This is a genomic window from Xanthomonas sp. NCPPB 3959 (assembly GCF_056675575.1).
The window spans coordinates 1-24,154 of sequence record NZ_JBWWVR010000001.1; the positions used below are offsets into that span (position 1 = coordinate 1).

At 64.8% G+C, this 24,154-nt stretch carries 21 protein-coding genes; 13 read left to right on the forward strand and 8 right to left on the reverse strand.

Translation table 11 applies throughout. The features are described 5' to 3' along the window. Window positions 1-164: 164 nt before the first annotated feature. Together AC1KVG_RS00005 and AC1KVG_RS00010 are read right to left on the reverse strand one after the other, a co-directional pair. Window positions 165-1,595 carry an amino acid permease gene (locus AC1KVG_RS00005; protein ID WP_481093120.1) on the reverse strand — a complete coding sequence of 477 codons (1,431 nt, stop codon included), beginning with the start codon at window positions 1,593-1,595 and terminating at the stop codon, window positions 165-167. A gap of 109 nt (window positions 1,596-1,704) precedes the next feature. Further along, window positions 1,705-3,177, reverse strand: coding sequence for an amino acid permease (locus AC1KVG_RS00010; RefSeq protein WP_481093121.1), 1,473 nt, complete (start codon window positions 3,175-3,177; stop codon window positions 1,705-1,707). Between the two features lie 142 nt (window positions 3,178-3,319). On the opposite strand from AC1KVG_RS00010, the gene AC1KVG_RS00015 reads away from it, so the two are divergent. Further along, complete coding sequence (locus AC1KVG_RS00015) at window positions 3,320-3,907, forward strand: NUDIX hydrolase (protein ID WP_481093122.1); 588 nt, start codon at window positions 3,320-3,322, stop codon at window positions 3,905-3,907. A 749-nt stretch (window positions 3,908-4,656) separates the two neighbouring features. On the opposite strand, the gene serA is transcribed toward AC1KVG_RS00015, so the two are convergent. Further along, window positions 4,657-5,898 carry a phosphoglycerate dehydrogenase gene (gene serA, locus AC1KVG_RS00020; RefSeq protein ID WP_481093123.1) on the reverse strand — a complete coding sequence of 414 codons (1,242 nt, stop codon included), beginning with the start codon at window positions 5,896-5,898 and terminating at the stop codon, window positions 4,657-4,659. Window positions 5,899-6,105: 207 nt separating this feature from the next. Here serA and AC1KVG_RS00025 point away from each other — a divergent pair, with 207 nt between their 5' ends. From AC1KVG_RS00025 to AC1KVG_RS00035, 3 genes are read left to right on the forward strand one after another with little or no spacing between them, the layout of a single operon-like run. Then, window positions 6,106-7,524 (forward strand): FAD-binding oxidoreductase, encoded by a 1,419-nt coding sequence (locus tag AC1KVG_RS00025; RefSeq protein ID WP_481093124.1) that lies wholly within the window; start codon window positions 6,106-6,108, stop codon window positions 7,522-7,524. A 34-nt stretch (window positions 7,525-7,558) separates the two neighbouring features. Beyond that, window positions 7,559-7,852 carry a DUF2388 domain-containing protein gene (locus AC1KVG_RS00030; protein ID WP_006451514.1) on the forward strand — a complete coding sequence of 98 codons (294 nt, stop codon included), beginning with the start codon at window positions 7,559-7,561 and terminating at the stop codon, window positions 7,850-7,852. Next, window positions 7,849-9,708 (forward strand): DUF7844 domain-containing protein, encoded by a 1,860-nt coding sequence (locus AC1KVG_RS00035; protein ID WP_481093125.1) that lies wholly within the window; start codon window positions 7,849-7,851, stop codon window positions 9,706-9,708. The genes AC1KVG_RS00030 and AC1KVG_RS00035 overlap by 4 nt, the downstream gene beginning before the upstream one ends. Before the next feature lie 177 nt (window positions 9,709-9,885). Here AC1KVG_RS00035 and AC1KVG_RS00040 read toward each other — a convergent pair whose 3' ends face one another. The 5 genes from AC1KVG_RS00040 to AC1KVG_RS00060 all read right to left on the reverse strand — a co-directional run bounded on the left by AC1KVG_RS00040 (window position 9,886) and on the right by AC1KVG_RS00060 (window position 13,577). After that, complete coding sequence (locus AC1KVG_RS00040) at window positions 9,886-10,278, reverse strand: hypothetical protein (protein WP_481093126.1); 393 nt, start codon at window positions 10,276-10,278, stop codon at window positions 9,886-9,888. Further along, window positions 10,278-10,844 (reverse strand): elongation factor P-like protein YeiP, encoded by a 567-nt coding sequence (gene yeiP / locus AC1KVG_RS00045; RefSeq protein ID WP_055823478.1) that lies wholly within the window; start codon window positions 10,842-10,844, stop codon window positions 10,278-10,280. The genes AC1KVG_RS00040 and yeiP overlap by 1 nt, the downstream gene beginning before the upstream one ends. A 121-nt stretch (window positions 10,845-10,965) precedes the next feature. Next, a complete protein-coding gene (locus AC1KVG_RS00050) occupies window positions 10,966-11,736 on the reverse strand; it encodes an SDR family oxidoreductase (RefSeq protein ID WP_481093127.1) in 771 nt (256 codons plus the stop codon). 150 nt (window positions 11,737-11,886) lie between these two features. Then, the gene (locus AC1KVG_RS00055) at window positions 11,887-12,783 is read right to left on the reverse strand and encodes a hydroxymethylglutaryl-CoA lyase (protein ID WP_481093128.1); all 897 of its coding nucleotides are present in this window, start codon (window positions 12,781-12,783) and stop codon (window positions 11,887-11,889) included. Beyond that, the gene (locus tag AC1KVG_RS00060) at window positions 12,780-13,577 is read right to left on the reverse strand and encodes an enoyl-CoA hydratase-related protein (RefSeq protein WP_481093440.1); all 798 of its coding nucleotides are present in this window, start codon (window positions 13,575-13,577) and stop codon (window positions 12,780-12,782) included. The genes AC1KVG_RS00055 and AC1KVG_RS00060 overlap by 4 nt, the downstream gene beginning before the upstream one ends. Window positions 13,578-13,693: 116 nt before the next feature. Between AC1KVG_RS00060 and AC1KVG_RS00065 the strand changes: the two genes are divergently transcribed. The 9 genes from AC1KVG_RS00065 to carB all read left to right on the forward strand — a co-directional run bounded on the left by AC1KVG_RS00065 (window position 13,694) and on the right by carB (window position 24,153). Continuing rightward, on the forward strand, window positions 13,694-13,942 hold the full coding sequence (locus AC1KVG_RS00065; protein WP_104549454.1) for a FeoA family protein: 249 nt from the start codon (window positions 13,694-13,696) through the stop codon (window positions 13,940-13,942). Next, window positions 13,939-15,798, forward strand: coding sequence for a ferrous iron transporter B (gene feoB / locus AC1KVG_RS00070; RefSeq protein WP_481093129.1), 1,860 nt, complete (start codon window positions 13,939-13,941; stop codon window positions 15,796-15,798). Before AC1KVG_RS00065 ends, feoB begins: the two co-directional genes overlap by 4 nt. Before the next feature lies 1 nt (window position 15,799). After that, a complete protein-coding gene (locus AC1KVG_RS00075) occupies window positions 15,800-16,054 on the forward strand; it encodes a DUF6587 family protein (RefSeq protein ID WP_481093130.1) in 255 nt (84 codons plus the stop codon). 58 nt (window positions 16,055-16,112) lie between these two features. Next, a complete protein-coding gene (locus tag AC1KVG_RS00080; protein WP_055823490.1) occupies window positions 16,113-16,613 on the forward strand; it encodes a hypothetical protein in 501 nt (166 codons plus the stop codon). A 258-nt stretch (window positions 16,614-16,871) separates the two neighbouring features. Beyond that, complete coding sequence (locus AC1KVG_RS00085) at window positions 16,872-18,074, forward strand: aminotransferase-like domain-containing protein (protein WP_481093131.1); 1,203 nt, start codon at window positions 16,872-16,874, stop codon at window positions 18,072-18,074. A 144-nt stretch (window positions 18,075-18,218) separates the two neighbouring features. Continuing rightward, a complete protein-coding gene (gene dapB, locus AC1KVG_RS00090; RefSeq protein WP_074057557.1) occupies window positions 18,219-18,935 on the forward strand; it encodes a 4-hydroxy-tetrahydrodipicolinate reductase in 717 nt (238 codons plus the stop codon). 239 nt (window positions 18,936-19,174) lie between these two features. Then, window positions 19,175-20,302, forward strand: a complete 1,128-nt coding sequence (gene carA / locus AC1KVG_RS00095; RefSeq protein ID WP_481093132.1) for a glutamine-hydrolyzing carbamoyl-phosphate synthase small subunit — start codon at window positions 19,175-19,177, stop codon at window positions 20,300-20,302. Next, the gene (locus AC1KVG_RS00100; protein ID WP_481093133.1) at window positions 20,302-20,853 is read left to right on the forward strand and encodes a hypothetical protein; all 552 of its coding nucleotides are present in this window, start codon (window positions 20,302-20,304) and stop codon (window positions 20,851-20,853) included. The genes carA and AC1KVG_RS00100 overlap by 1 nt, the downstream gene beginning before the upstream one ends. 57 nt (window positions 20,854-20,910) lie before the next feature. Next, window positions 20,911-24,153 (forward strand): carbamoyl-phosphate synthase large subunit, encoded by a 3,243-nt coding sequence (gene carB / locus AC1KVG_RS00105; RefSeq protein WP_023903844.1) that lies wholly within the window; start codon window positions 20,911-20,913, stop codon window positions 24,151-24,153. The last annotated feature ends 1 nt before the right edge of the window (window position 24,154 follow it).

Sequence of the window (24,154 nt, forward strand, 5' to 3'; positions counted from 1 at the left end):
TGCGATGGTGGGCGGGCAAGGGCCCTGCAGCCAAGGTGGGTGGGCAGGGGGCCCGCAGCCAAGCCCCAGATCATCGGCCCTACAGACAAGCCGAAAATCATCCGCTCCGCCCTACACACCGGCGCGCAGTCGTTTTGCCAACCGCTATCAGCCAACGCGCCTAATCAGCGCCCGTCGCGCAGACGGCTGTGGCGATAGCCGTAGCCGAAATAGACCACCAGCCCGACCAGCGTCCACACCCCCATCAACATCCAGTTGTGCAGCGTCATCGCCGACAGCAGGGCCAGACAGCTCAATACGCCGGCGCTGCAGATCAGCCAAGCCACCGGCATGCGGAACGGACGCGGCAGTTCCGGGTGGGTGCGGCGCAGGATCAACACGCCCGCGCACACCGCCGCGAACGCGATCAGCGTGCCCATCGAGGTCAACTCACCCAATACATCCAGCGGGAACACCGCCGCCAGCAAGGCAATGCCGACACCGGTGATGACGGTATTGATATGCGGGGTGCGGTACTTGGGATGGATGCGGGTGAAGATCGATGGCAGCAGCCCATCGCGCGCAATGATCATGAAGATGCGCGGCTGCCCGATGATCATCACCAGCACCACCGACGACAGCCCGATCAACGCACCCACTTCCACGATCACCCGCAACCAGGCCAGCTGCGGATGCGCCGCCACCGCGGTCACCACCGGCTCGTCGGTACCCAGCAAGGTGTAGGGCACCAGCCCGGTCATCACCGCGGCCATCGCGATGTAGAGCACGGTGCAGATGACCAGCGACAGGATCATGCCGATCGGCAGATCGCGTTGCGGGCGGTGCGATTCCTGCGCCGCCACCGACACCGCCTCGAAGCCGATGTAGGCGAAGAACACCATCGCCGCACCGCGCAGCACGCCTTCCATGCCGTACTTGCCCGGGCCTTCGTTGGCCGGGATGAACGGGTGCCAGTTGGCGGTGTCCACGTATTTCCAGCCCACCCCGATCACTAGCAGGATCAGCCCGGTCTTGAGGATCACCATGGCCATGTTCATCGCCGACGACTTACGGATGCCCACGTAGCACAGCCAGGTCAGCAGCAGCACGATACCGGCCGCGGGCAGGTTGGCGATCGCACCGGTGCGCTGCAGCTTGCCGTCCAGCGGTGCGCTGACCAGGGCGGCCGGCAGATGAATCCCGAAGTGTTCCAGCAGGCTGAGGAAATAGCCGGTCCAGCTGACCGCCACGGCTGAGGCGGAGACGCCGTATTCCAGCACCAGCATCCAGCCGATGAACCAGGCCGCCAGTTCGCCGAAGGTGGCGTAGGTATAGGTGTAGGCGCTGCCGGAGACCGGCACCATCGCGGCGAATTCGGCGTAGGCCATCGCGCAGAACGCGCAGCACACGGCCGCCAGCACGAACGACAGCATGATCGCCGGGCCGGCATGGTCGGCGGCTGCCTGGCCGGTGATGACGAAGATGCCGCCGCCGATCACTGCGCCAATGCCCAGTGCAGTCAATCCCCACGGCCCGAGCGCGCGTTGCAGGCCCAGCCCGTCGGCCGCCTCATGGCTGGCGTGCGGGTGTTTGGTGGCCCAGAGTTGCTTGAACATGCAGCGGTTCCTGTTGAATCCCTGCACATGGCGGTGCGGGCGTTTGCGAGGGGTTCGCATTACCAAATCCCCGCACGTGGAGGTGCGGGCTCTTGCGAGGGACTCGCAATTACACCTTACGGGCCAGACGGCTATGGCGGATGCCGTAACCGAAATAGATAAACAGACCGATCACGGTCCAGCCCACGAACACTTTCCAGTGCTCCTGGAAGGCCTGGAAGAACAGGAACAGGCAGGCCAGCGCGCCCAGCGGGCAGATCACCATCGCCAGCGGCACCCGGAACGGGCGCTCCAGCTCGGGCTTGGTGAAGCGCAAGACCATCACGCCGGCGCACACGGTGGCGAAGGCGAGCAGGGTGCCCATCGACACCAGTTCGCCCAACACGCTGAGCGGGATCAACCCGGCCAGCAGCGCCGCGACCACGCCGACGAAGATCGTACCGACATAGGGCGTGTGGAACTTCGGATGCACCCTGCCGAACAGTTTGGGCATCAACCCGTCCTTGGCCATGGTGTAGAAGATGCGCGGCTGCGCCATCAGCATCACCAGCACCACCGACGACAGGCCGGCGATCGCACCGATCTCCACTGCGGTCTTGAGCCAGGTCAGTTGCGGGTGCGCTTCCAGTGCGGTGGCCACCGGCTTGGCGGTGCCAAGCTGGGTGTAGGGCAGCAAGCCGGTCAACACGGCACAGACAATGATGTAGATGACGGTGCAGACCGCCAGCGACACCAGGATGCCGATCGGCATGTTCTTCTGCGGATCCTTGGTCTCGCCGGCGGAGGTAGAGACCGCGTCGAAACCGATGTAAGAGAAGAATACGATGGACGCCGCGCGGAATACCCCGTCCCAGCCGAACTTGCCCGGCCCGGTGTTTTCCGGGATGAAGGGGTGCCAGTTGGCCGGGTCGATATACGAAATGCCGAAGCCGACGAACAGGCAGATCACCACCACCTTGATCGCCACCACAATTGCATTGGCGAACGCCGACTGGGTGACGCCGACGTAGCACAGCATGCTCACTGCAGCCACGATCAGCACGGCCGGCAGGTTGATGAGGTTGCCGGAGCTGACGAAGTTATGGCCGTCCCAGGACAATGGCGCACCGGCCAGTTCCGCCGGGAACGGTAATCCGAGCGTGCCGGTCAAAAAGCTGATCAGGTAGGCAGACCAGCCGACGGCGACGCTGGAGCCGGCGAACAGGTATTCCAGCACCAGACACCAGCCGATGAACCAGGCGATGCCCTCGCCGAGCGTGGCGTATGAATACGAATAGGCGCTGCCGGACACCGGCATCATCGCGGCAAACTCTGCGTAGCACAGGCCGGCGAACGCGCAGGCGATGCCGGCAAACACGAACGACAGCATCACCGCCGGTCCTGCGTGGTTGGCAGCGGCCTGGCCGGTCAGCACGAAGATGCCGGCGCCGATCACCGCGCCGATGCCGAGCATGATCAGGTGCTTGGCGGTAAGGGTGCGTTGCAGCGTGGCCTCGCCTTGCAGGCTGCCTTCGACCGGTTCGCCCGCATCGACACGTCCGGCGGGTTCGATCGGTTTGACCCTCAACAAAGACTTCAGCATTCGGTACATCCCTAAGTGGCAAAGCTAAGGCGCAGGCGCCCGGACAAAGGTGGTGCGCCGCATCCCGGTGGGACAGGCAAGCGGCCTACCTTGCCAAAGCTACACGCTCACGACAAGCACGTACGCAGCATGAACGACGATAATGGTCGCTTGGCCCGCAACGGGCGACCGAGAACGACAGATGGTGGATGCGACGCTGCAACAGCAATTGGCTGCCTACCGCGCACGCTGGCCGGACGAAGCCGAGCTGGCCGAGCAATTCGCGCAACTGCTGGACGATGCCAGTAATCCATTCGTGCGCGAGCGTGTCGAAGGTCATTTCACCGGTTCTGCGTGGGTGGTCAGCGCCGATGGCACGCGCACGTTGCTGACCCATCACCGCAAGCTGCAGCGTTGGCTGCAACTGGGCGGACACGCCGACGGCGACCGCGATCTGGCGCAGGTCGCTTTGCGCGAGGCGCAGGAGGAGTCTGGATTGAGCGGGCTGCGCCTGGCCGAGACGGCAATCTTTGACCTGGACCGGCACTGGATTCCTGCAAGGGGCGAGGTGGCCGGGCATTGGCATTACGACGCGCGCTATGTGGTAGTGGCCGGCGCGGACGAGGCGTTCGAAGTCAGCGAAGAGTCGCTGGCGTTGGCGTGGCGGCCGATCGCAGAGCTGCTTGCCGAGCCGGAGCTGGATCCGTCGATGCGGCGCATGGCAGAGAAATGGGTGGCGCGCGCGAGTTAAGCGGCTTATTAAAGCCTCTCCCACCGGGGCGATAAGGTGCTGCCCATGCGCTACGCGCGCGCCTTGGAGCGCCCGCACCGCAGCGCGGGCAGGGGCGCGGAGCGGGGTTGGGGAGTGTGCGAACTCAGGCGCGGCCTAGCCGGCCTATTGCTTACTGGCTTCGGTGAGGGGCAGCAGCGCGGCCGGGGATCGGCTCCTCGGCTCGGTCAGACATCCTGTCTGACTCGCCGCCGCGGCACATCCATGTGCCGCTCTCCGCCAATCCCCAGCCACGCTGCTGCCTCGGCAAGTCGTTGCCATGACCTTTGTAAGGTCTTGAGTGAGTTAATGGGGCGTTGCTTGAAGCCCCTCTCCCTTTGGGAGCACTGCTCGTCAATTGCTGGCTTCGGTGAGGGGCAGCAGCGCGGCCGGGGATGGGCTGCTCGGCTCGGTCAAACATCCTGTCTGACTCGCCGCCGCGGCACATCCGTGTGCCGCTTTCCGCCAATCCCCGGCCACGCTGCTGCCTCGGCAGATCATTTCAATGACCTAAAGAGGTCTCGAAGAAACTCATTGACGCCTTGCTTTAAGCCCCTCTCCTGCGGGAGAGGGGTTGGGGTGAGGGTACGGCGAAGCCGTTGCCTGTCAGGTCGATGATTCACCCTTGTTGGCGCGTGGCGACGCGTTCGTCATGGCCGACCTCTGAAGCTGCCCGTGGCGCCCCTCATCCGGTGCTGCACGCTCTTCTCCAGATGGAAGAAGGGATCAACTCAATACAAAATCCGCGTCCGCAACGTCCCTTCGATCAACGCCAATCCTTCTTTCAACGCAGTGGCCTGCGCCTCGCTGGCGCTGACATCGATCACCACGTAACCCACTTTGGCGTCGGTGCGCAGGAACTGGCCGTCAATGTTGACGTTATGGCGCGAGAACAGCTCGTTGATCTTGGACAGCACGCCCGGCACGTTGCGATGGATATGCAGCAAGCGCAGGCTGTCGGGATGTTCGGGCAGGGTGACCTCGGGGAAATTCACCGCCGACAAGGTGCTGCCGTTGTCGCTGTAGCGCACCAGTTTGGCCGCCACTTCGACACCGATATTGTCCTGCGCTTCCAGCGTGCTGCCGCCCACGTGCGGGGTCAGGATCACGTTGTCGTGTGCAATCAACGGGGACTCGAACGCATCGCCGTTGCCCTTGGGCTCGATCGGGAACACGTCCACTGCCGCGCCGCCGATCTGGCCGGAGGTCAGCGCCGCATCCAGCGCGCCGATGTCGATAACGGTGCCGCGTGAGGCGTTGATCAGATGCGCGCCATGCTTCATGCGGGCAATTTCTGCGGCGCCGATCATGTCCTTGGTGGACGGCGTTTCGGGCACGTGCAAGGTCACTACGTCCGAGCGTGCCAGCAGGTCGTTCAGATCGATCGCCGCACGCGCGTTGCCCAGCGACAGTTTGGTTTCGATGTCGTGGAAGATCACCTGCATGCCCAAGGACTCGGCCAGCACACCGACCTGCGTGCCGATGTGCCCGTAACCGACGATGCCCAGCACCTTGCCACGCGTTTCGTGGCTGCCAGCGGCCGACTTGGACCAGCCGCCGCGATGGCATTCGGCGTTTTTCTGCGGAATGCCGCGCAACAGCAAGATTGCCTCGGCGATGACCAGTTCGGCCACGCTGCGGGTATTAGAGTAGGGCGCGTTGAAGACCGGGATGCCGGCCAGTTCGGCCGCATCCAGATCGACCTGGTTGGTGCCGATGCAGAAGCAGCCAATGGCGATCAAGCGCTTGGCATGCGCCAGCACCTCGGCACTCAGTTGCGTGCGCGAGCGGATGCCGACGATGTGCGCTTCGGCGATGCGCGCCTTGAGTTCGTCTTCCGGCAACGACTTGGCATGCAGTTCGATCTGCGAATAACCGGCGGCGCGCAGCACATCCACGGCGGTCTGGCTGATGCCTTCCAGCAACAGGACGCGAATGTCCTGCTTGGGAAACGAGGTTCTCTTCGGCGACATGAGGGGCGTACTGCAGCAATCGGGTCGGCAACTATGCCAGATGGGGTGCCGGATTTGGCGGCCGCAACGCAGTGTTTGCGCAGGCAAAGTCCTTGCGGTGCAACGGTTTCAGCTGAATCCAACACTGCAGCGTCAGTACGTGCGGCTGCTGGACGAGGCTGGCGCACACTGGCAGGCTGTGCGGTTCCTACCGCAGCGCCGCGTGCCATGACCGATCCCCGCATCCTTTCGTTGCAACAGGCCGTGCCCGCGTTGCGTTTGAAGACTGAGCCAGCCGACCTGGAGCATTACGGCCGCGACTGGACGCGGCGCTGGACGCCCAACCCGCTCGCGATCGCCTTGCCCGGTTCAGTGGACGAAGTGCAGGCCGTGGTGCGCTGGGCAAATGCGCAAGGCGTGGCAGTGGTGCCGTCGGGCGGGCGCACTGGGTTGTCCGGCGGCGCGGTGGCGGCTAACGGCGAGCTGGTGCTGAGCCTGGAGCGTCTGAACAAGCCGCTGGAGTTCAACGCGGTGGACCGCACGCTCACCGTGCAGGCCGGCATGCCGCTGGAAGCGGTGCACAATGCCGCACGCGAGCATGGGCTGGTCTACCCGGTGGATTTCGCTGCGCGTGGGTCGTGTTCGATCGGCGGCAATATCGCTACCAATGCCGGCGGCATCCGGGTGATTCGCTACGGCAATACGCGCGAATGGGTGGCCGGCTTGAAGGTGGTCACCGGCGCGGGCGAAGTGCTCGAGCTCAACAATGCGCTGGTGAAAAATTCCAGCGGCTACGACTTCCGCCATCTGATGATCGGCTCCGAAGGCACGCTCGGCATCGTGGTCGAAGCGACGCTGCGGCTGACCGACCCGCCGCCGCCGAGCAACGTGATGCTGCTGGCGCTGCCGTCCTTCGATGTATTGATGCAGGTGTTTGCCGCGTTCCGCGCGCAGCTGCGTCTGGAAGCGTTCGAATTCTTCACCGACCGCGCGCTGGAACACGTGCTGGCGCATGGCGCACAGGCGCCATTTGCGGAAGTCCACCCCTATTACGTGGTCACCGAATTCGCTGCCGGCGACGAGGTGCAGGAAGCCGCCGCGATGGCCGCGTTCGAGACCTGCATGGAGCAGGGCTGGGTCAGCGACGGCGTGATCAGCCAGAGCGATGCGCAGGCCGCGCAACTGTGGCGCTTGCGCGAAGGCATTACCGAAGCATTGGCGCGCTACACGCCCTATAAAAACGACGTCTCGGTGCGTATCTCGGCAATGCCGGCGTTTATGGCCGAAACGCAGGCGTTGTTGCATGACGCCTATCCGCATTTCGATGTGGTGTGGTTCGGCCATATCGGCGACGGCAATCTGCACATCAACGTGCTCAAGCCGGATGACATGACGCAGGCCGATTTCGTTGCTGCCTGCGACCACGTCACCAAGCTGCTGGCGCAGGCCTTGCAGCGTTTTAGTGGCAGTATTTCTGCCGAACACGGGATCGGGTTGGTCAAGAAGGCGTACCTGTGGAGCACGCGCTCTGCGGCGGAAATCGCCTTGATGCGCGGCATCAAACATGTGCTCGATCCTCATCTTTTGCTGAATCCCGGCAAGCTGTTCGAGATGGACGAGCTGCCCGGCACCACGCGCGCCGGTTAGTCTCTCACCACCTTCACATGGAATCGATACGCCGATGATGCGCTCTCTCGTGTTTTGCGCTTTGACGCTGCTGCCGCTGGCAGCTTTCGCAACCAGCCTGGCCGGTACCTCGGCGGGTGCATCGTCGGCCGGTTCGTCCGACAGCAGTAGTTCGGGTGACGACAAAGTGGTTGCCGATGCGCGCGAAGACGCGGCCGGCTTCGTCGCCAGCGATGGCGCCATCCGTGGCGCGCGTCTGGAAGCGGCGCTGCTGCAACTGCGTAGCCGCAACGATGCGGCGCGGCTGTCCAGCGACCTGCAACTGGCTCAGTCCATCCTGGCCCAGTGAGTTTGCGCCGCTGGTGCGGGTGGCTGTGGTTGGCCGCCGTGATCGCACCGGCGGCGCAGGCCGAGTTGCATGTTGAAGTTGTTCCGTTGGACCTCAGTCCTGCGCAGATCGCAGCAACGCATGTCTTAGTTGAACAGGTGGCGCAGCGTCTGCCGTCAGGGTGGACGCAGCGCATCACCGCACCGATCCAGCTGCAATGGCGCATGGATCTACCGGCGCACGTGCATGGTCGTGCGATAGGTCAGCGCGTTCTGCTCGATCGCGCATTGCTGCAGGCGTGGAGCGCGCAATCGGCGACGGCGCAGGCGGATATCGGCGCACCGGCCACGCGCGCGGCAATGGCCGCCGTGGTGCACGAGCTGGCACATGTGCTCGATCGTGGCCCGCAAGGCGGGTTGTCGCGCGATCCGCGTCTGCGCGATCTGGCTGGCTGGCAGGTGCGTCCATGGCGGCTCGGGCGTGGCGAAAATCAATTTAGCGATCGCAGCCCCGACGACTACGAACGGCGTAGCCCCGCCGAGTTTGTTGCGGTGAATCTCGAACATTACGTGCTGGATGCCGACTATCACTGCCGGCGCCCGGCGCTGTCTGCCTGGTTCGGCGAGCAGCTTGGCGCGCCACGCGAGGTGGTCGCCTGCGACACGACGCTGCCGTACCTGCAGGCTGATAGCGATGCCGGTGCGATGTCGCTGCTGAAACTGGATCCGTCGCGCGTGTATGCGGTGGATTATCTGCTTGCTGAAGGCAACGAGCAGCCGATGAGTCGCTGGGGCCACAGCATGTTGCGTCTGGTGATCTGTGCGCCTGGCCGTATACCTGGTCCGGATTGCCGCATGGATCTGCAGTATCACCGCGTGCTGTCGTTCCGCGCCTTTGTCGGCGATGTGCAGATTTCCAGCTGGCGCGGGCTGACCGGCTCCTATCCGTCGCGGTTGTTTGTACTGCCGTTGAATCAGGTCGTCGACGAATACACCAAGGTCGAACTGCGCGCTTTGTCGTCGGTGCCGCTGAAGCTCACGCCCGAGGAAATCGCCGCGCTGCTCGCCCGCGTGGCGCAGGTGCATTGGAGCTACGACGGGCGCTACTACTTCATCGGCAACAACTGTGCGGTGGAGACCTTCAAACTGCTGCACGACGGCGTGCCACGCCTGGCCGCAGCCAGGTTGTCGTCGATCACCCCGCGCGGTGTGCGGCATCGCCTGCAACGCGCCGGCATCGCCGACATGCAGGTGCTGGACGACCGTGCGCAGGCGATCCGCCAAGGCTATTACTTCGAATCGGTAGCCGCGCATTATCAGACCATGTTCGAGGTGATCCGCCGCGGCATGCCGGTGCCGCAGACGAGCGTGGAGCAATGGCTGGATGTGCGACCGGATGCACGCGCGCAATGGGTCGACCAAGGCGGTTTGCGCGAAACCGCAGCGGCCTTGCTGCTCGAACAAGCTGCATTGCGGCGACAGGAATTGCTGGCGCGCGATGCGCTCAAGCGCCTGCTGCAACCGGGTGCTGCCGGGCGTGACGTTGTGCAAGGCCAACTGCAGGCGTTGTTCGCGCGGCAGGCGCAACTCAGTCACCCGGCCACGCTGCTGGGCACTTCCGGTTACGGAGTGCCTCAGGCAGACGAGCAGCAACAACTGACCGCACGCGTGGCGCAAGAAAGTGGCGTGTTGATCGATGGTTGGAAGCAGCTGCAAGCGCTGGGCCGGCAGCAATTGCCGGCCGACGTGCGCATTGGATTGGAGCAGGGCGAGGCGAATGTGGAGCGCTTGCGCGCGCGACTGCGCGTGCTTGCGCGCGGCGACGCGGCGGCCGACAAGGTGCAGTCGGATATGGGCATGCCGCTGGAAGCGCAATAGTGACCCGGACTCCCGGGTTAGCTGAGCAGTACAAGCCCCTCTCCCCTCGGGAGAGGGGTTGGGGTGAGGGTACGGGGCGAAGCTCTCGTGTCGGTCCAGCTGCACGAGGCTCCCGTACCCTCATCCGCCCCTGCGGGGCACCTTCTCCCGATGGGAGAAGGGCTACACCGGCATACCTCAGCCGGCTGGTTTCAGATCCGCTTGCACCGAATACCTGCGCAGCCACTGGCTGATCTGCGCATCGCTGCGGTACTGCCGCATTAGCTTGGCCAACCGCGCCGGTGCCGGTGTGCAGAACTGCGCAATCGCCACTTCTATCTCGTGTCGACGATCGGCGTCGTACGGCTCTTCCCCAGCGAAGTGCTCGCAGGTGTCGTAGTCCTCCACCAGCGTGCGCACATCCTCCGGCATGCCGCACAGGCCCGGGGGATGTTGCAGCCATTCGTCGTCCACCTTGGCGTCGGTGCAGGCCACCGGCGTGGGCTTGGATGCGGATGTCGGCGCCGGGGCGGGTTGCTCCGTGCAGGCGGTCAGCAACCCCAGCGTCAAGGCAACCACCAGCGTGCGCATCAGTCGGCGCGGCCTGCGAATTCGCCGGTGGTGGTGTTGACCAGCACGCGCTCGCCGTTGGTGATGTACTCGGGTACCATGATTTCCAGGCCGGTGTCGAGCTTGGCCGGCTTGGGGCGCTTGGTGGCGGTGCCGCCCTTGAGCTCGGGTGGAGTTTCGATCACTTCCAGCGTCACCGTCTGCGGCAACTGCACCGCCACCGGCTGGTCGTCGATCACCTGCACGTAGATGCCGGTCAGCCCGTCGGTGATGTAGCCGGCATCGGTGCCGATCACATCCGCATCCAGCGTGTACGGGGTGAAGTCCTCGTCGTCCATGAACACGAACGCCTCGCCGTCCTTGTACGAAAACGTGGACAGACGACGCAGCAGCTCCACTTCCGGGAGGTTGTCGTCGGCATCGAAGCTGGCGTCTGTTTTCACTCCGCCCGGCACGCTGTACATGATGAAGCGGAAGCGCACGTTGCCGCCGCGGCCCTGTGGCGAGCTGCGTTCGATGTCGCGGATCTGGTAAATGCCGCCGTTGTATTCGACGACGTTGCCTTTCTTGATGTCGTTGGCTTTCATGGATTGAGTCGGAGATTAGTGATTGGGGATTCGGGATTGGCAAAAACAGGATTGCGGCAGGCGGGCAGGGTGTGGCGATACGTGCTGTTACCAATCCCCAATCCCGACTCACTAATCCCTGCTACTTGGGCGCCAATCGCACGCCGCCGTCCAGGCGAATCACTTCGCCGTTGAGATAGCGATTGCGCAGGATGAAGGCGACGGTGTCGGCGTATTCGTCGGGTTGGCCCAGGCGCGAGGGGAACGGGATCGACGCGGCCAGCGATTGCTGCACGGCCTCGGGCATGCCGTCCACCATCGGGGTCCAGAACACACCCGGCGCGATCGTCATCACACGGATGCCGAAGCGCGCCAGTTCGCGTGCCATCGGCAAGGTCATGCCGACCACGCCACCCTTGCTGGCAGCGTAGGCAGCCTGACCGATCTGGCCTTCATAGGCGGCCACTGATGCGGTGTTGATGATCACTCCGCGCTCGCCGTCGTCGCCGGCGGCGTTGTGCTGCATCACATCGGCCGCTGCCTTGGCCACATTGAAGCTGCCGACCAGGTTGACCAGCACAGTGGTGCGGAAGGTCGCCAGCGGCATCGGTGCTTCCTTGCCCAACACGCGGCCCGAGCCCAGGATGCCGGCGCAGTTCACCGCAAGGTTGAGCCCGCCAAGCGCCTGCGCGGCCTGCGCCACGTTGGCGGCAACCTGCGCCTCGTCGGTGACATCGGTGGCGAAGTAATGCGCGTTGCCGGCACCGAGCAGCGCCAGAGCCGTCTCGGCCTTGTCGGCATTGACGTCGAACAAGGCGACCTTGCCGCCGTCGGCAACGATGCGCTGCGCCACGGCCAGGCCCAGGCCGGACACGCCGCCGGTGACAATGGCAAGAACAGAAGATGGCTGCATGCGGTGGTTCCCCGGGAAACGTTGGATGCCGATGGAGGCGGGCGGCGATCGGTGGGCGAAGCGGTCGGCAATTCTAGCCGAAGCGTCCAGGCGATCGCCCTGGCGGCAGGGGGAGTGAGTAGGCCGTGGGCGAGCTGTTGCGTCAACGCCTCAGCCAGCCGCCGCCAATGCCTTGCCGACCTTGCTGCCGGTCTCGCGGCCGAGCAGTTGCGCCAGCCAGCGGCCGGTGCGGGCGAGGGCAGCCAGATCGATGCCGGTTTGCATGCCTAATCCGTGCAGCAGATAGACCACATCTTCGCTGGCCACATTGCCGCTGGCGCCCTTGGCATACGGGCAGCCGCCGGCGCCGGACACCGCCGCATCGACCACGCGCACGCCTTGCTCCAGGCAGGCGGCGATATTGGCCAGCGCCTGGCCGTAGGTGTCGTGAAAATGCACCGCCAATGCCTGCATCGGCACGGCTTGCGCCACGGCGGCCAACATCTGGCGCGCCTTGACCGGCGTGCCGACGCCGATGGTGTCGCCCAGCGAAATTTCATAGCAGCCCAACGCGTACAGCCGCTGCGCGACATCGACCACGTCGGCCACCGGCACGGCGCCTTGATACGGGCACCCCAGCACGGTGGAGACGTAACCGCGCACGCGCACACCGTCGAGCGCGGCCTGTTCCAGGACCGGGCGAAAGCGCTCGATCGATTCGTCGATACCGGCGTTGGTATTGGTGCGATTGAAGGCTTCGGACGCCGCAGTGAACACCGCCACTTCCTGCGCGCCGGCCGCGCACGCCCGCACATAGCCCTGCAGGTTCGGCACCAGCACCGGATAGGCAATCCCCGGCGCCTGCGTGATGCCGGCAAACACCTCGGCCGCATCGGCCAGTTGCGGCACCCAGCGCGGGCTGACGAAGCTGGTTGCTTCGATGCTGCGCAGGCCGGTGGCCGAGAGTTGATCGATCAAGGCGATCTTGTCGGCGGTCGCGATCGGTTGCGCTTCGTTCTGCAAGCCATCGCGCGGGCCGACTTCGACAATGCGCACGAACGCGCTCATGCCATGTCCTCCGGCACCCAGGCCGGCGCGCGCTTGTCGAGAAAGGCACTCAGTCCTTCCTGCCCCTCGGGCGAGACGCGCAGGCGCGCGATCCACGCGGCATTGGCCGCATCGATGGCATCGCGGTCGGCAGGCGGCAACACCGAACGCACCAGGGATTTGGCGCTGGCCGCCGCCAGTGGTGCGGCCGCCAGCAGCAAGCGGACCTGCCGCTCCACCGCGATGTCCAATTGATCGGCGGCAACCAGTTGATGCAACAGGCCCAGCAACTGCGCCGTGCTGGCGTCGAAAATTTCGGCAGTGGCGAACCAGCGCCGCGCCTGGCGCGCGCCGATCGCTGCAATCACATACGGCGAAATCACGGCCGGCAGCAGTCCGAGCTTGCTCTCGGTCAGGCCGAAGCGCGCCTCGGTGCAGCCGACGGCGATATCGCAGCACGCCACCAGGCCCACACCGCCGCCGAACGCGGCGCCATTGACGCGTGCGATGGTCGGCTTGGGCAATTCGTCGAGCGTGCGCATCAAACGTGCGAGCGCCAGTGCATCGGCAGCATTCTCGGCCTCGCTGGCGCTAGCCATGCCGCGCATCCAGTTCAGGTCCGCGCCGGCGGAGAAGGCGCCGCCTGCACCGGTGATCACGACCACCCGGATCTGCGCCGCCTGGCCGGCTTGCTGTAACGCCTCGGTGAGCGCGTTGATCAAGGTCGCGTCGAAGGCGTTATGCACCGCCGGGCGGTTCAGACGTAGCGTGCGGACCGCTCCCCGGTCCTCCACGATCAAGCCGGTGTCCTGCATTGCGTCAACGTCCATGAATGGGATGCGAACCATGATAGCGGCACCGCTCGCCCGAGCCATGACGCGGTGCGTCGATGCTAGAATTGAGAACCATTCCTAACAATCAGGCCGTCTTTGTGACGTTGTCCGACATGCCTTTGCATCGCGCTGCCATCGTGGACTCGGTAGAGGATCGTCAACCCAACGACACGATCGCCCGGCGCCTGCGCGAACTGGGCTTTGTCGCCGGCGAAGAAGTGACGGTGCTGGCGACCGGGCCGGTTGGACGCGAACCGTTGCTGGTGCAGGTCGGTTACACGCGTTTTGCATTGCGTCGCAGCGAGGCCGCGCGCGTGCAGGTGCGCATCGAAGGAGCACTGGCATGAATGCGGCAAGCGCTCCGCTGCGCCTGGCCTTGGTCGGCAACCCCAACAGTGGCAAGACCGCGCTGTTCAATCAGCTGACCGGTAGCCGGCAGAAGGTGGCCAATTACACCGGCGTCACCGTCGAGCGCAAGGAAGGGCATTTCCGTGCGCCGTCCGGGCGCGACTTCGCGGTGCTGGATCTGCCCGGCGCCTACAGCCTGCAACCGGCCAGCCTGGACGAAGCGATCACCCGCGATCTGTGCCGTGGTTTCTATCCGGGCGAGCCGGCGCCGGACGTGTTGGTGTGCGTGATGGACGCGACCAACCTGCGCCTGCATCTGCGTTTTGCGCTGGAGCTGCGCGAGTTGGGCCGGCCCATGATCGTGGCCTTGAACATGGTCGACGCCGCCCAGCGCCGCGGCATCGTCATCGATCTGCCGGCGCTGGAACAAGCGCTCGGTGTGCCGGTGGTCGAAACCGTGGCGGTACGCCGCGGCGGCGCCAAGGCGCTGGTGGAGCGCATCGATGCGCAGGCCGCGCATCTGGCCGCACCGACCGCGACGCCGCCGGCCGGCGGTAACTATCACGCGCAGGTGCGGCAGATCCTGAGCGCATCGGTGACCATGCCCACCCGCACCTCGCGCGTGGACGACGCACTGGACCGCTGGTTACTGCATCCGATCTGGGGGTTGGTGACGCTGGCGGTGGTGATGTTCCTGATCTTTCAGGCGGTATACGCCTGGGCCACTCCAGTGATGGACCTGATCGATGTCGGCACCGCGATGCTGGGCGAGTGGGTGGGCACCACCCTGCCGGAGGGCCCGCTCAACAGCCTGCTCAAGGACGGCATCGTCACCGGCCTGGGCGGGGTGATCAAGTTCCTGCCGCAGATCCTGATCCTGTTCGCCTTCATCCTGGCGTTGGAAGAATCCGGTTATCTGCCGCGCGCGGCGTTTTTGCTGGATCGCATGATGGCCGCGGCCGGCTTGTCCGGGCGCTCGTTCATTCCGTTGCTGTCGAGTTTTGCGTGTGCGGTGCCGGGCATCATGTCCACGCGCAGTATCCAGGACCCGCGCGACCGGCTCGCCACCATCATGGTCGCGCCGTTGATGACCTGTTCGGCGCGCTTGCCGGTCTACGCGTTGTTGATCGGCGCCTTCATTCCGCAGAAGACCGTGTGGGGCATCTTCAATCAGCAGGGGCTGATCCTGTTCGCGCTGTACGCCGCGGCCATCGTCAGTGCCTTGCTGGTGTCGTGGACGATGAAGAAGTGGCGGCGCGACAAGAGCGAGCATCCGTTGATGCTGGAGCTGCCGTCCTACCGGGTGCCGCAATTGCGCGATCTGGCGCTGGGTTTGTGGGAACGTGCGGTGATCTTTCTCAAGCGCGTCGGCGGCATCATTCTGGCGCTGACCGTGCTGCTGTGGTTTCTGCTGTCGTTTCCGGCAGCGCCAGCCAATGCGACCTTGCCAGCAATCGACTACAGCTTTGCCGGCCGCATCGGGCATGCAATGTCGACCTTCTTCGCGCCGCTGGGCTTCAACTGGCAGATCTGTATCGCGCTGATCCCGGGCCTGGCCGCGCGCGAAGTGGCGGTGGCATCCCTGGCCACGGTCTACGCACTGTCGGCCGCAGATGACGATGCTGCCGCGCAAGCCTTGTCGCCGCTGATCAGCGATGGCTGGTCGCTGGCCACCGCACTGTCGCTGCTGGTCTGGTACATCTACGCGCCGATGTGCATCTCCACGCTGGCGACCATCAAGCGCGAAACCAACTCGTGGAAGCAGATGACCATCAGCGCGGTGTACCTGTTCGCGCTGGCCTATCTGGCCTCGCTGGTGACCTACCAAGTGGCCGTGCTGCTCGGAGCCGGCTGAGATGGATCTCTCGCTCACGCTGCAATACGTGGTCATCGCATGCGCAGTGCTGCTGAGCCTGTGGGTGGTGTTGAAGAAGCAGTTCCCCAGCGTCTTGCGGCGCATGCGTGGCGCGCTGGCGATCGGTCTGCTGCGCGAGGGGCGACCTGCGTGGATGCACACCTTGGGGCGTCGCGTTGCACCACCGGCGACGCAGGGCGCTGCGGCCTGCGGTGGTTGCGACAGTTGTGGGCCCACGCCGCCACGTAGTCACTAACGCGCCTGGTCCTCTACACTTGCGCGGCCGCAGGATGCGGCGGTACAGGGGATAGGCGATGCGTTTGTTGGTGTTGTTGGCAATCTTGGCCGCCGTTGCGGGCATCTATAACTACGGCGGCAATGCGCTGGACGAAACGCAGGTGCGCGATTTCTACGCTGCGCACGATAAAGCGATGCTGAGCCAGGACGGCGAGGCGCTGTGCGCGATGACCGCGCCGGAATTCGAAATGGTGGTGTTGTACCGCATGGACTCGCACCAGAAGCGGCAGACCGCCACACGCGAGAAATACTGCAAATCCAATGGCGAATGGGCGCAGGTGCTGGGTCAGATGCGCCATGTGGCACCTCCGGAAGAGTTGATCGACTACAAGCATTCGATCACCAAGATCGAAATCGCGCCCGATGAGGCCTCGGCCATGGTCGAGACGCGCGCCACGCTCGGTTTGCCGGGCCTGCGCATGACCTTCCGCTCGCGCGACAAGGTGATCCGCAAACGCTGGAAGACCTTGATCGAACGCAGCGAAGGTACTGCCTGGGTTGGCCCGGCGTACGAATAAGCGCAGCTGGCAACATCGCCTGCCATCGTCGGGCCGGCGCCATCGCTGCGCGCGTGACGATTGCCTTGGTGGCTGGCGCGAACGCGTGTACATCGGCGTCGCCGCAGGACGATGTCGCTAGCGCCAGCGCAACGCGAGAAGGCGCATCGCGACACGTGGCGAGGGTGGATGCACCGGTAACGCCGGCATTTGCCGAGTGCCGTCGTCAACGCTGCAGTGCACAGCGCCTCGGCCACAGGCCTTCGCTATGCTTGACCGATGACGACCTCCTTCCAGATCTCCCGACGTGCGCAGGCGCTGACCAGTTCGGCGATTCGCGAAATCCTCAAGATCACCGAGCGACCGGAGGTGATTTCCTTCGCCGGTGGCTTGCCGTCGCCGGCCACCTTTCCGGTGGAGCGCATGCGTGCGGCCAGTGATCAGGTGCTGCGCGATGCGCCGCAGGCGGCATTGCAATACGGCCCCACCGAAGGCTATGCGCCGCTGCGCGAATGGGTTGCCGCACGCCTGAGTCGCGACGGCGCCAGTATCCGGCCCAGCCAGGTGCTGATCACCACTGGCTCGCAGCAGGGTCTGGATTTGCTCGGCAAAGTTTTTATCGACGAAGGCAGCAAGGTGCTGGTGGAAACGCCGAGTTACCTGGGGGCGTTGCAGGCATTTTCGTTGTTCCAGCCGGCGTTCGTCGGCATGCCGTCGGACGAGGACGGCGTGGTGGTGGATGCGCTGGATCCGGCGATGCTGGCCGATGCGCGCTTTCTGTATTGCCTGCCGAATTTCCAGAATCCTACCGGGCGCCGCTTGCCGTTGGCGCGGCGTCAGGCCTTGGTCGCACGCGCAGCTGAAGCGGGCGTGCCGATCGTCGAAGACGATCCGTACGGCGAGCTGTACTACAGCGGCCAGCCGTTGCCGAGCCTGCTCTCGCTCAACCCGGAGGGCGTGATCTATATGGGCTCGTTCTCCAAGGTGCTCGCGCCCGGGCTGCGACTGGGCTATGTGGTCGCACCGGAGGCGGTGCTGGGCAAGCTGATCCAGGCCAAGCAGGCGGCCGATCTGCACACCCCGTCGTTTACCCAGCGCCTGGTCTACCAGACGCTGCAGGACGATTTTCTGGAGACGCACATCCCGCAAATTCGCGCGCTCTACGCGCGCCAGTGCAGCCTGATGCTGGAAGCGCTGGATCGCCATTTCCCGCCACAGGTGCAATGGAACCGTCCCGAAGGCGGCATGTTCCTGTGGGTGACCCTGCCTCCCGGACTGGATGGCACCGCACTGCTGGCGCGTGCGATCGCGCGCAATGTCGCTTTCGTGCCTGGTGCGCCGTTCTACGCCACCTTGCCGCAGACCAATACCTTGCGGCTGTCGTTCGTCACTGTGCCGGGCGAGAAGATCGATGCCGGCATCCGTATCCTGGGCGAGGTGCTGCGCGAAGCGCTGGCCGAGTTACCAGGGCAAGGCGCATAACCTCGGCCAGCACGCCGCTGCAAAGCCCACCGATCGCGACAACGCCGGCCCTGCTCGGCGCTTTTGCGATTTTCGACTCCCCAATCCCGACTCCCCAATCCCGGCTATCTTGTACAACCCACATCGCCTAGCTAGCCTGCCGCCATGACAACGTCTCCTGTGAAAGTTCTGATCCACGGCGCCTCCGGGCGGATGGGCAAGGCATTGCTGCGACTGGCCGCTGAAGACGAGGGCTTGCACGTCGTCGGTGCGGTGGTGGGGCGTTCGCCGTCGCAACGCGTGGTGGATGGTGTGCCGTATTTCGCCGCCAGCGAACTCGGCGGCGCGCCGGCTTTCGATGTGGCGATCGACTTCAGCCTGCCGCAAGGCTTCGCACCGATCCTGGCCTTGTGTGCGCAACGCGGCAAACCGCTGGTGTCCGGCACCACCGGGCTGGACGATGCGCAGCGTGCCGCGTTGCTCGACGCTGCAGGCAAGATCCCGTTGGTGTGGGCGTCCAACTTCAGTCTAGGTGTCGCGGTGCTCACCGAGCTGGTGGAGCGTGCCGCCGGCAGCCTGCCGGGCTGGGATTGCGACATCGTCGAGGCGCATCATGTGCACAAGCAGGACGCGCCATCCGGCACCGCACTGACGCTGGGCGAAGCGGCCACCGGTAGCGGCGCGCAGCCGCGCTTCGCCAGCCTGCGTGCCGGCGATATCGTCGGCGAACACACGGTGCAGTTCACCGGGCTGGGCGAGCGGGTGGAACTGATTCACCGCGCCAGCAACCGCGACATCTTTGCGCGTGGTGCGCTGCATGCGGCCAAACGGCTGATCGGCAAGCCGGCCGGCAGCTATCGGGTGCGTGACCTGGTGCTGTAACCCGGCGCGCAACCGCGCATGAATGGCGAGCTGCTCTAGCAGCGCATTCACCTCGCTGTTGCGATGTCACTGCGGCATCGGGCGCTCTTCAGGCTGGCATGCCGGGGCACTTGCCTTTACAATTCTCGCTTGCCCGAACCAGCGTCGGACCGGTCCTCAGCACCGCGTCCGCGCTTTGCTGCAACCGGAATTTGGCCGGAAGCGCATCGGAGTCCCAGGCAGCCAGAGCGAGACCCCACGTGACCCAACCCGCAATCCTTGTCCTCGAAGACGGCACCGTGTTCGAGGGCGAATCCGTAGGCGCCAACGGGCTTTCCGTCGGCGAAGTGGTGTTCAACACCGCCATGACCGGTTATCAGGAAGTCCTGACCGATCCGTCCTATGCCCGCCAGATGGTCACGCTGACCTATCCGCATATCGGCAACACTGGTTTCACCGATCAGGACGACGAGGCCACAAAGATCTGGGCCGCCGGCCTGATCGTGCGCGATGTGCCGCGTCGTCCCAGCAGCTGGCGTAGCGAAGTGGCTTTGCCGGAATGGCTGCAGGCCCGCGGTGTGGTGGCCATTTCCGGCATCGACACCCGCAAGCTGACCCGCCTGCTGCGGCAGAAGGGCGCTCAGAACGGCGCGCTGATGGCCGGCGAGATAGACCTCGAAAAGGCGCTGGAAGCGGCGCGCAGCTTCCCCGGTCTGAAGGGCATGGATCTGGCCAAGGTGGTTTCCACCGAGGCCAGCTACAACTGGCAGGAAGGCTCGTTGGATCTCAATTCCGACACCTTCGCGCGGGCCGAGCTGAAATACAAAGTTGTCGCGTACGACTACGGCGTCAAGCTCAACATCCTGCGCATGCTGGCCGATCGTGGTTGCGACGTCACCGTGGTGCCGGCACGCACGCCGGTGGCCGAGGTGCTGGCGATGCAGCCCGATGGCGTGTTCCTGTCCAACGGCCCGGGCGATCCGGAGCCCTGCGATTACGCAATCGCTGCGATCCAGGAATTGATCTCCAAGAAGGTGCCCACCTTCGGCATCTGTCTGGGCCATCAGCTGCTGGCGCTGGCCGCCGGCGCCAGCACGGTCAAGATGACCACCGGCCATCACGGCGCCAACCATCCGGTGCAGGATCTGGACGGCGGACGGGTGATGATCACCTCGCAGAACCATGGTTTCGCGGTTGACGAAAGCACGTTGCCGGCCAATGTGCGGGTGACCCATCGTTCGCTGTTCGATGGCACCAACCAGGGCATCGCACTGACCGACGCCCCGGCGTTCTCGTTCCAGGGCCACCCGGAAGCCTCGCCAGGCCCGCGCGACGTGGGGCCGTTGTTCGATCGGTTTACTGCGTTGATGGCCGAGGCAAAGTCTTGATGCGGGTGTGCCTGCTGCTGGCGCTGTCCTGCACGGTGGGCGCAGTGCATGCTGCGCCGGCCAGCGATGGCGCGGTCAAGACCCTGGTGACCCGGTTGGGTATGGGCGGGCTTGGAACCGACATGGCCGAATTGACGGTCAAGAGCACGCCATCCTTGAGCGCGCTGAATGATGCGCAGCGCGTCTGCGCGCGCAAGCCGATCCAGGACATGATCGACCAAGGCTTTCGCAGCTCGATGATCACCGGTCTCGGCGACGACGGCGAGCAGGTGGTTGCCGATTGGGCGCGGTTTCTGGATACCTCCGCAGGCAAGTCGCTGGCGAGCGCGTTTGCCGGGTCCAACGCGCAGACGATCGCCGACAGGGCCGGTGCAGGCCTGGACCAGAAGGCACGTGCCGAGCTGGACACGTTCCTGCGCAGCCCCTCCGGCGCCCGTCTGATGGCCGCGCTGGATGCCGCCTCGCCGATGCCCGACGACCACGAAGCACGCATGGCGAAAGACCTGAAGGCGCAGTGCGGAATCGTGCTGACCGCCGATGACGTTTCCTGATCGACAGCGTCCGATCACTCCCCATATTTGTCACGCTGTCCAGACTTAGAGAAGACAATGCCAAAGCGCACCGACCTAAAAACCATCCTGATCATCGGCGCCGGCCCGATCGTCATCGGCCAGGCCTGCGAGTTCGATTACTCCGGCGCGCAGGCGTGCAAGGCGCTGCGCGACGAGGGCTACCGCGTGGTGCTGGTCAACAGCAATCCGGCCACGATCATGACCGACCCGGACATGGCCGATGCGGTCTACATCGAGCCGATTAACTGGCAGACGGTCGAGAAGATCATCGCCAAGGAAAAGCCCGACGCCCTGCTGCCGACCATGGGCGGGCAGACCGCGCTGAATTGCGCGCTGGATCTGGCTGACCACGGCGTGCTGGAGAAGTACAACGTCGAGCTGATCGGCGCCAAGCGCGAAGCGATCCGCATGGCCGAGGACCGCGAGCTGTTCCGCGTGGCGATGGGTGAGATCGGCCTGGATTGCCCCAGGGCCGAAGTGGCGCACACGCTGGAAGAAGCGCTGGATATCCAGACCCGCGTCGGCTACCCGACCATCATCCGCCCCAGCTTCACGTTGGGCGGCAGCGGTGGCGGCATCGCTTACAACCGCGAAGAGCTGATCGAGATCGTCGGCCGTGGCCTGGAGCTGTCGCCGACCACCGAAGTGCTGGTGGAAGAATCGGTGCTGGGCTGGAAGGAATTCGAGATGGAAGTGGTCCGCGACACGGCGGACAACTGCATCATCGTCTGCGCGATCGAAAACCTCGATCCGATGGGCGTGCACACCGGCGACTCGATCACCGTCGCTCCTGCGCAGACCCTTACCGACAAGGAATATCAGCGCCTGCGCGATGCCTCGATCGCGGTGCTGCGCAAGATCGGTGTGGATACCGGCGGCTCCAACGTGCAGTTCGGCATCAGCCCGACCAATGGCCGGGTGGTGGTGATCGAAATGAATCCGCGTGTGTCGCGTTCGTCGGCGCTGGCCTCCAAGGCCACCGGCTTCCCGATCGCCAAGGTTGCCGCCAAGCTGGCGGTGGGCTACACGTTGGACGAGTTGAAGAACGAGATCACCGGCGGCCTGACCCCGGCCTCGTTTGAGCCGTCGATCGACTACGTGGTCACCAAGATTCCGCGCTTTGCCTTCGAGAAATTCCCGCAGGCCGATGCGCGTTTGACCACGCAGATGAAGTCGGTGGGCGAGGTGATGGCGATGGGCCGCACCTTCCAGGAATCGCTGCAGAAAGCGCTGCGTGGCCTGGAAACCGGCAAGATCGGGCTGGACCCGACCGGCCTGGATCTGAGCAGCGAAGACGACATCGCCGCGCTCAAGCGCGAGCTCAAGGCGCCGGGCCCGGAGCGCCTGTTCTACGTCGCCGATGCGTTCCGCGCCGGTATGAGCGTGGCCGATATCTACGCGCTGTCGTTTATCGATCCGTGGTTCCTGGATCAGATCGAAGAACTGATCAGCCATGAGCAGCAGCTCGCCGACGACGGTATGGCTTCGCTGGATGCCGCGCGTCTGCGCACGCTCAAGCGCGCCGGTTTCTCCGATGCGCGCCTGGCCGAGTTGACCGGCACCAACGAAGAATCGGTGCGCACGCTGCGCCGCGCGCTCAAGGTGCGCCCGGTCTACAAGCGCGTGGATTCGTGCGCGGCCGAATTCGCCACCAGCACCGCATATCTGTATTCGACCTACGAGGACGAATGCGAAGCGCTGCCGACCGATCGCGACAAGATCATGATCCTGGGCGGTGGCCCCAACCGCATCGGCCAGGGCATCGAGTTCGACTACTGCTGCGTGCATGCGGCGCTGGCGCTGCGCGATGACGGTTACGAGACCATCATGGTCAACTGCAACCCGGAAACCGTCTCTACCGATTACGACACCTCCGACCGACTGTACTTCGAGCCGTTGACGCTGGAAGACGTGCTGGAAATCGTCGAGCTGGAAAAACCCAAGGGCGTGATCGTGCAGTACGGCGGCCAGACTCCGCTGAAGCTGGCGCGTGCGCTGGAAGCCAATGGCGTGCCGGTGATCGGCACCTCGCCCGATTCGATCGATCTGGCCGAAGACCGCGAGCGTTTCCAGCAACTGGTCGACAAGCTGGGCCTGAAGCAGCCGCCGAACCGCATCGCGCGCAATTCGGAAGAAGCCTTGGTGCTGGCACGCGAGATCGGCTATCCGCTGGTGGTGCGCCCGAGCTATGTGCTGGGCGGTCGTGCGATGGAGATTGTTTACGGCGAGTCCGACCTGGCGCGCTATGTGCGCGATGCGGTCAAGGTCTCCAACGATTCGCCGGTGCTGCTGGACCGCTTCCTGGATAACGCGGTGGAAGTGGACGTGGACATCATTGCCGACAAGGACGGCAACGTGCTGATCGGCGGCTTGATGGAACACATCGAAGAAGCCGGCGTGCATTCGGGCGATTCGTCGTGCTCGCTGCCGCCGTATTCGCTCTCGCCCAAGACCCAGGCCGAGCTGCGCCGTCAGGTCGTCATGCTGGCCGAAGGCTTGAACGTGGTCGGGCTGATGAACACGCAGTTCGCGGTGCAGGTCGATGAGGCCGGCGACGATGTGGTGTTTTTGCTGGAAGTGAACCCGCGTGCCTCGCGCACGGTGCCGTTTGTGTCCAAGGCCACCGGCATGCCGCTGGCCAAGATCGCCGCACGCTGCATGGCCGGCAAGACGCTGGCCGAGCAGGGCGCCACCAAGGAAATCGTGCCGGACTACTACTCGGTGAAGGAAGCTATCTTCCCGTTCGCCAAGTTCCAGGGCGTGGACCCGATCCTCGGGCCGGAGATGCGCTCCACCGGTGAGGTGATGGGCGTGGGCCGCAGCTTCAGCGCCGCGTTCGCGCGCGCGCAGGAAGCCGGCGGCATCAAGGCGCCACCAGTGGGCAAGGCGTTCGTGTCGGTGCGCGACCCGGACAAGAAGCGCGTGCTGCCGGTGGCGCAGGCGCTGGTGGAGCGTGGCTATACGTTGGTCGCCACACGCGGCACCGGCGCCTGGCTGCAGGAAAACGGGTTGAGCTGCGAAATCGTCAACAAGGTCGCCGAAGGGCGCCCGCATATCGTCGATTCGATCAAGAACGGCGAGATCGTGTACATCGTCAACACCACAGAAGGTCGCGCCGCCATCTCCGACTCGTTCTCGATCCGGCGTGAAGCGCTGCAGCATCGCGTGACCTATTCGACCACTGTCGCCGGCGCCAAGGCGCTGGTGCATTCGCTGGAATTCCGCGGCACCGGCCCTGTGTGGTCGCTGCAGGAACTGCACAAGGAGCTGCAAGCATGAG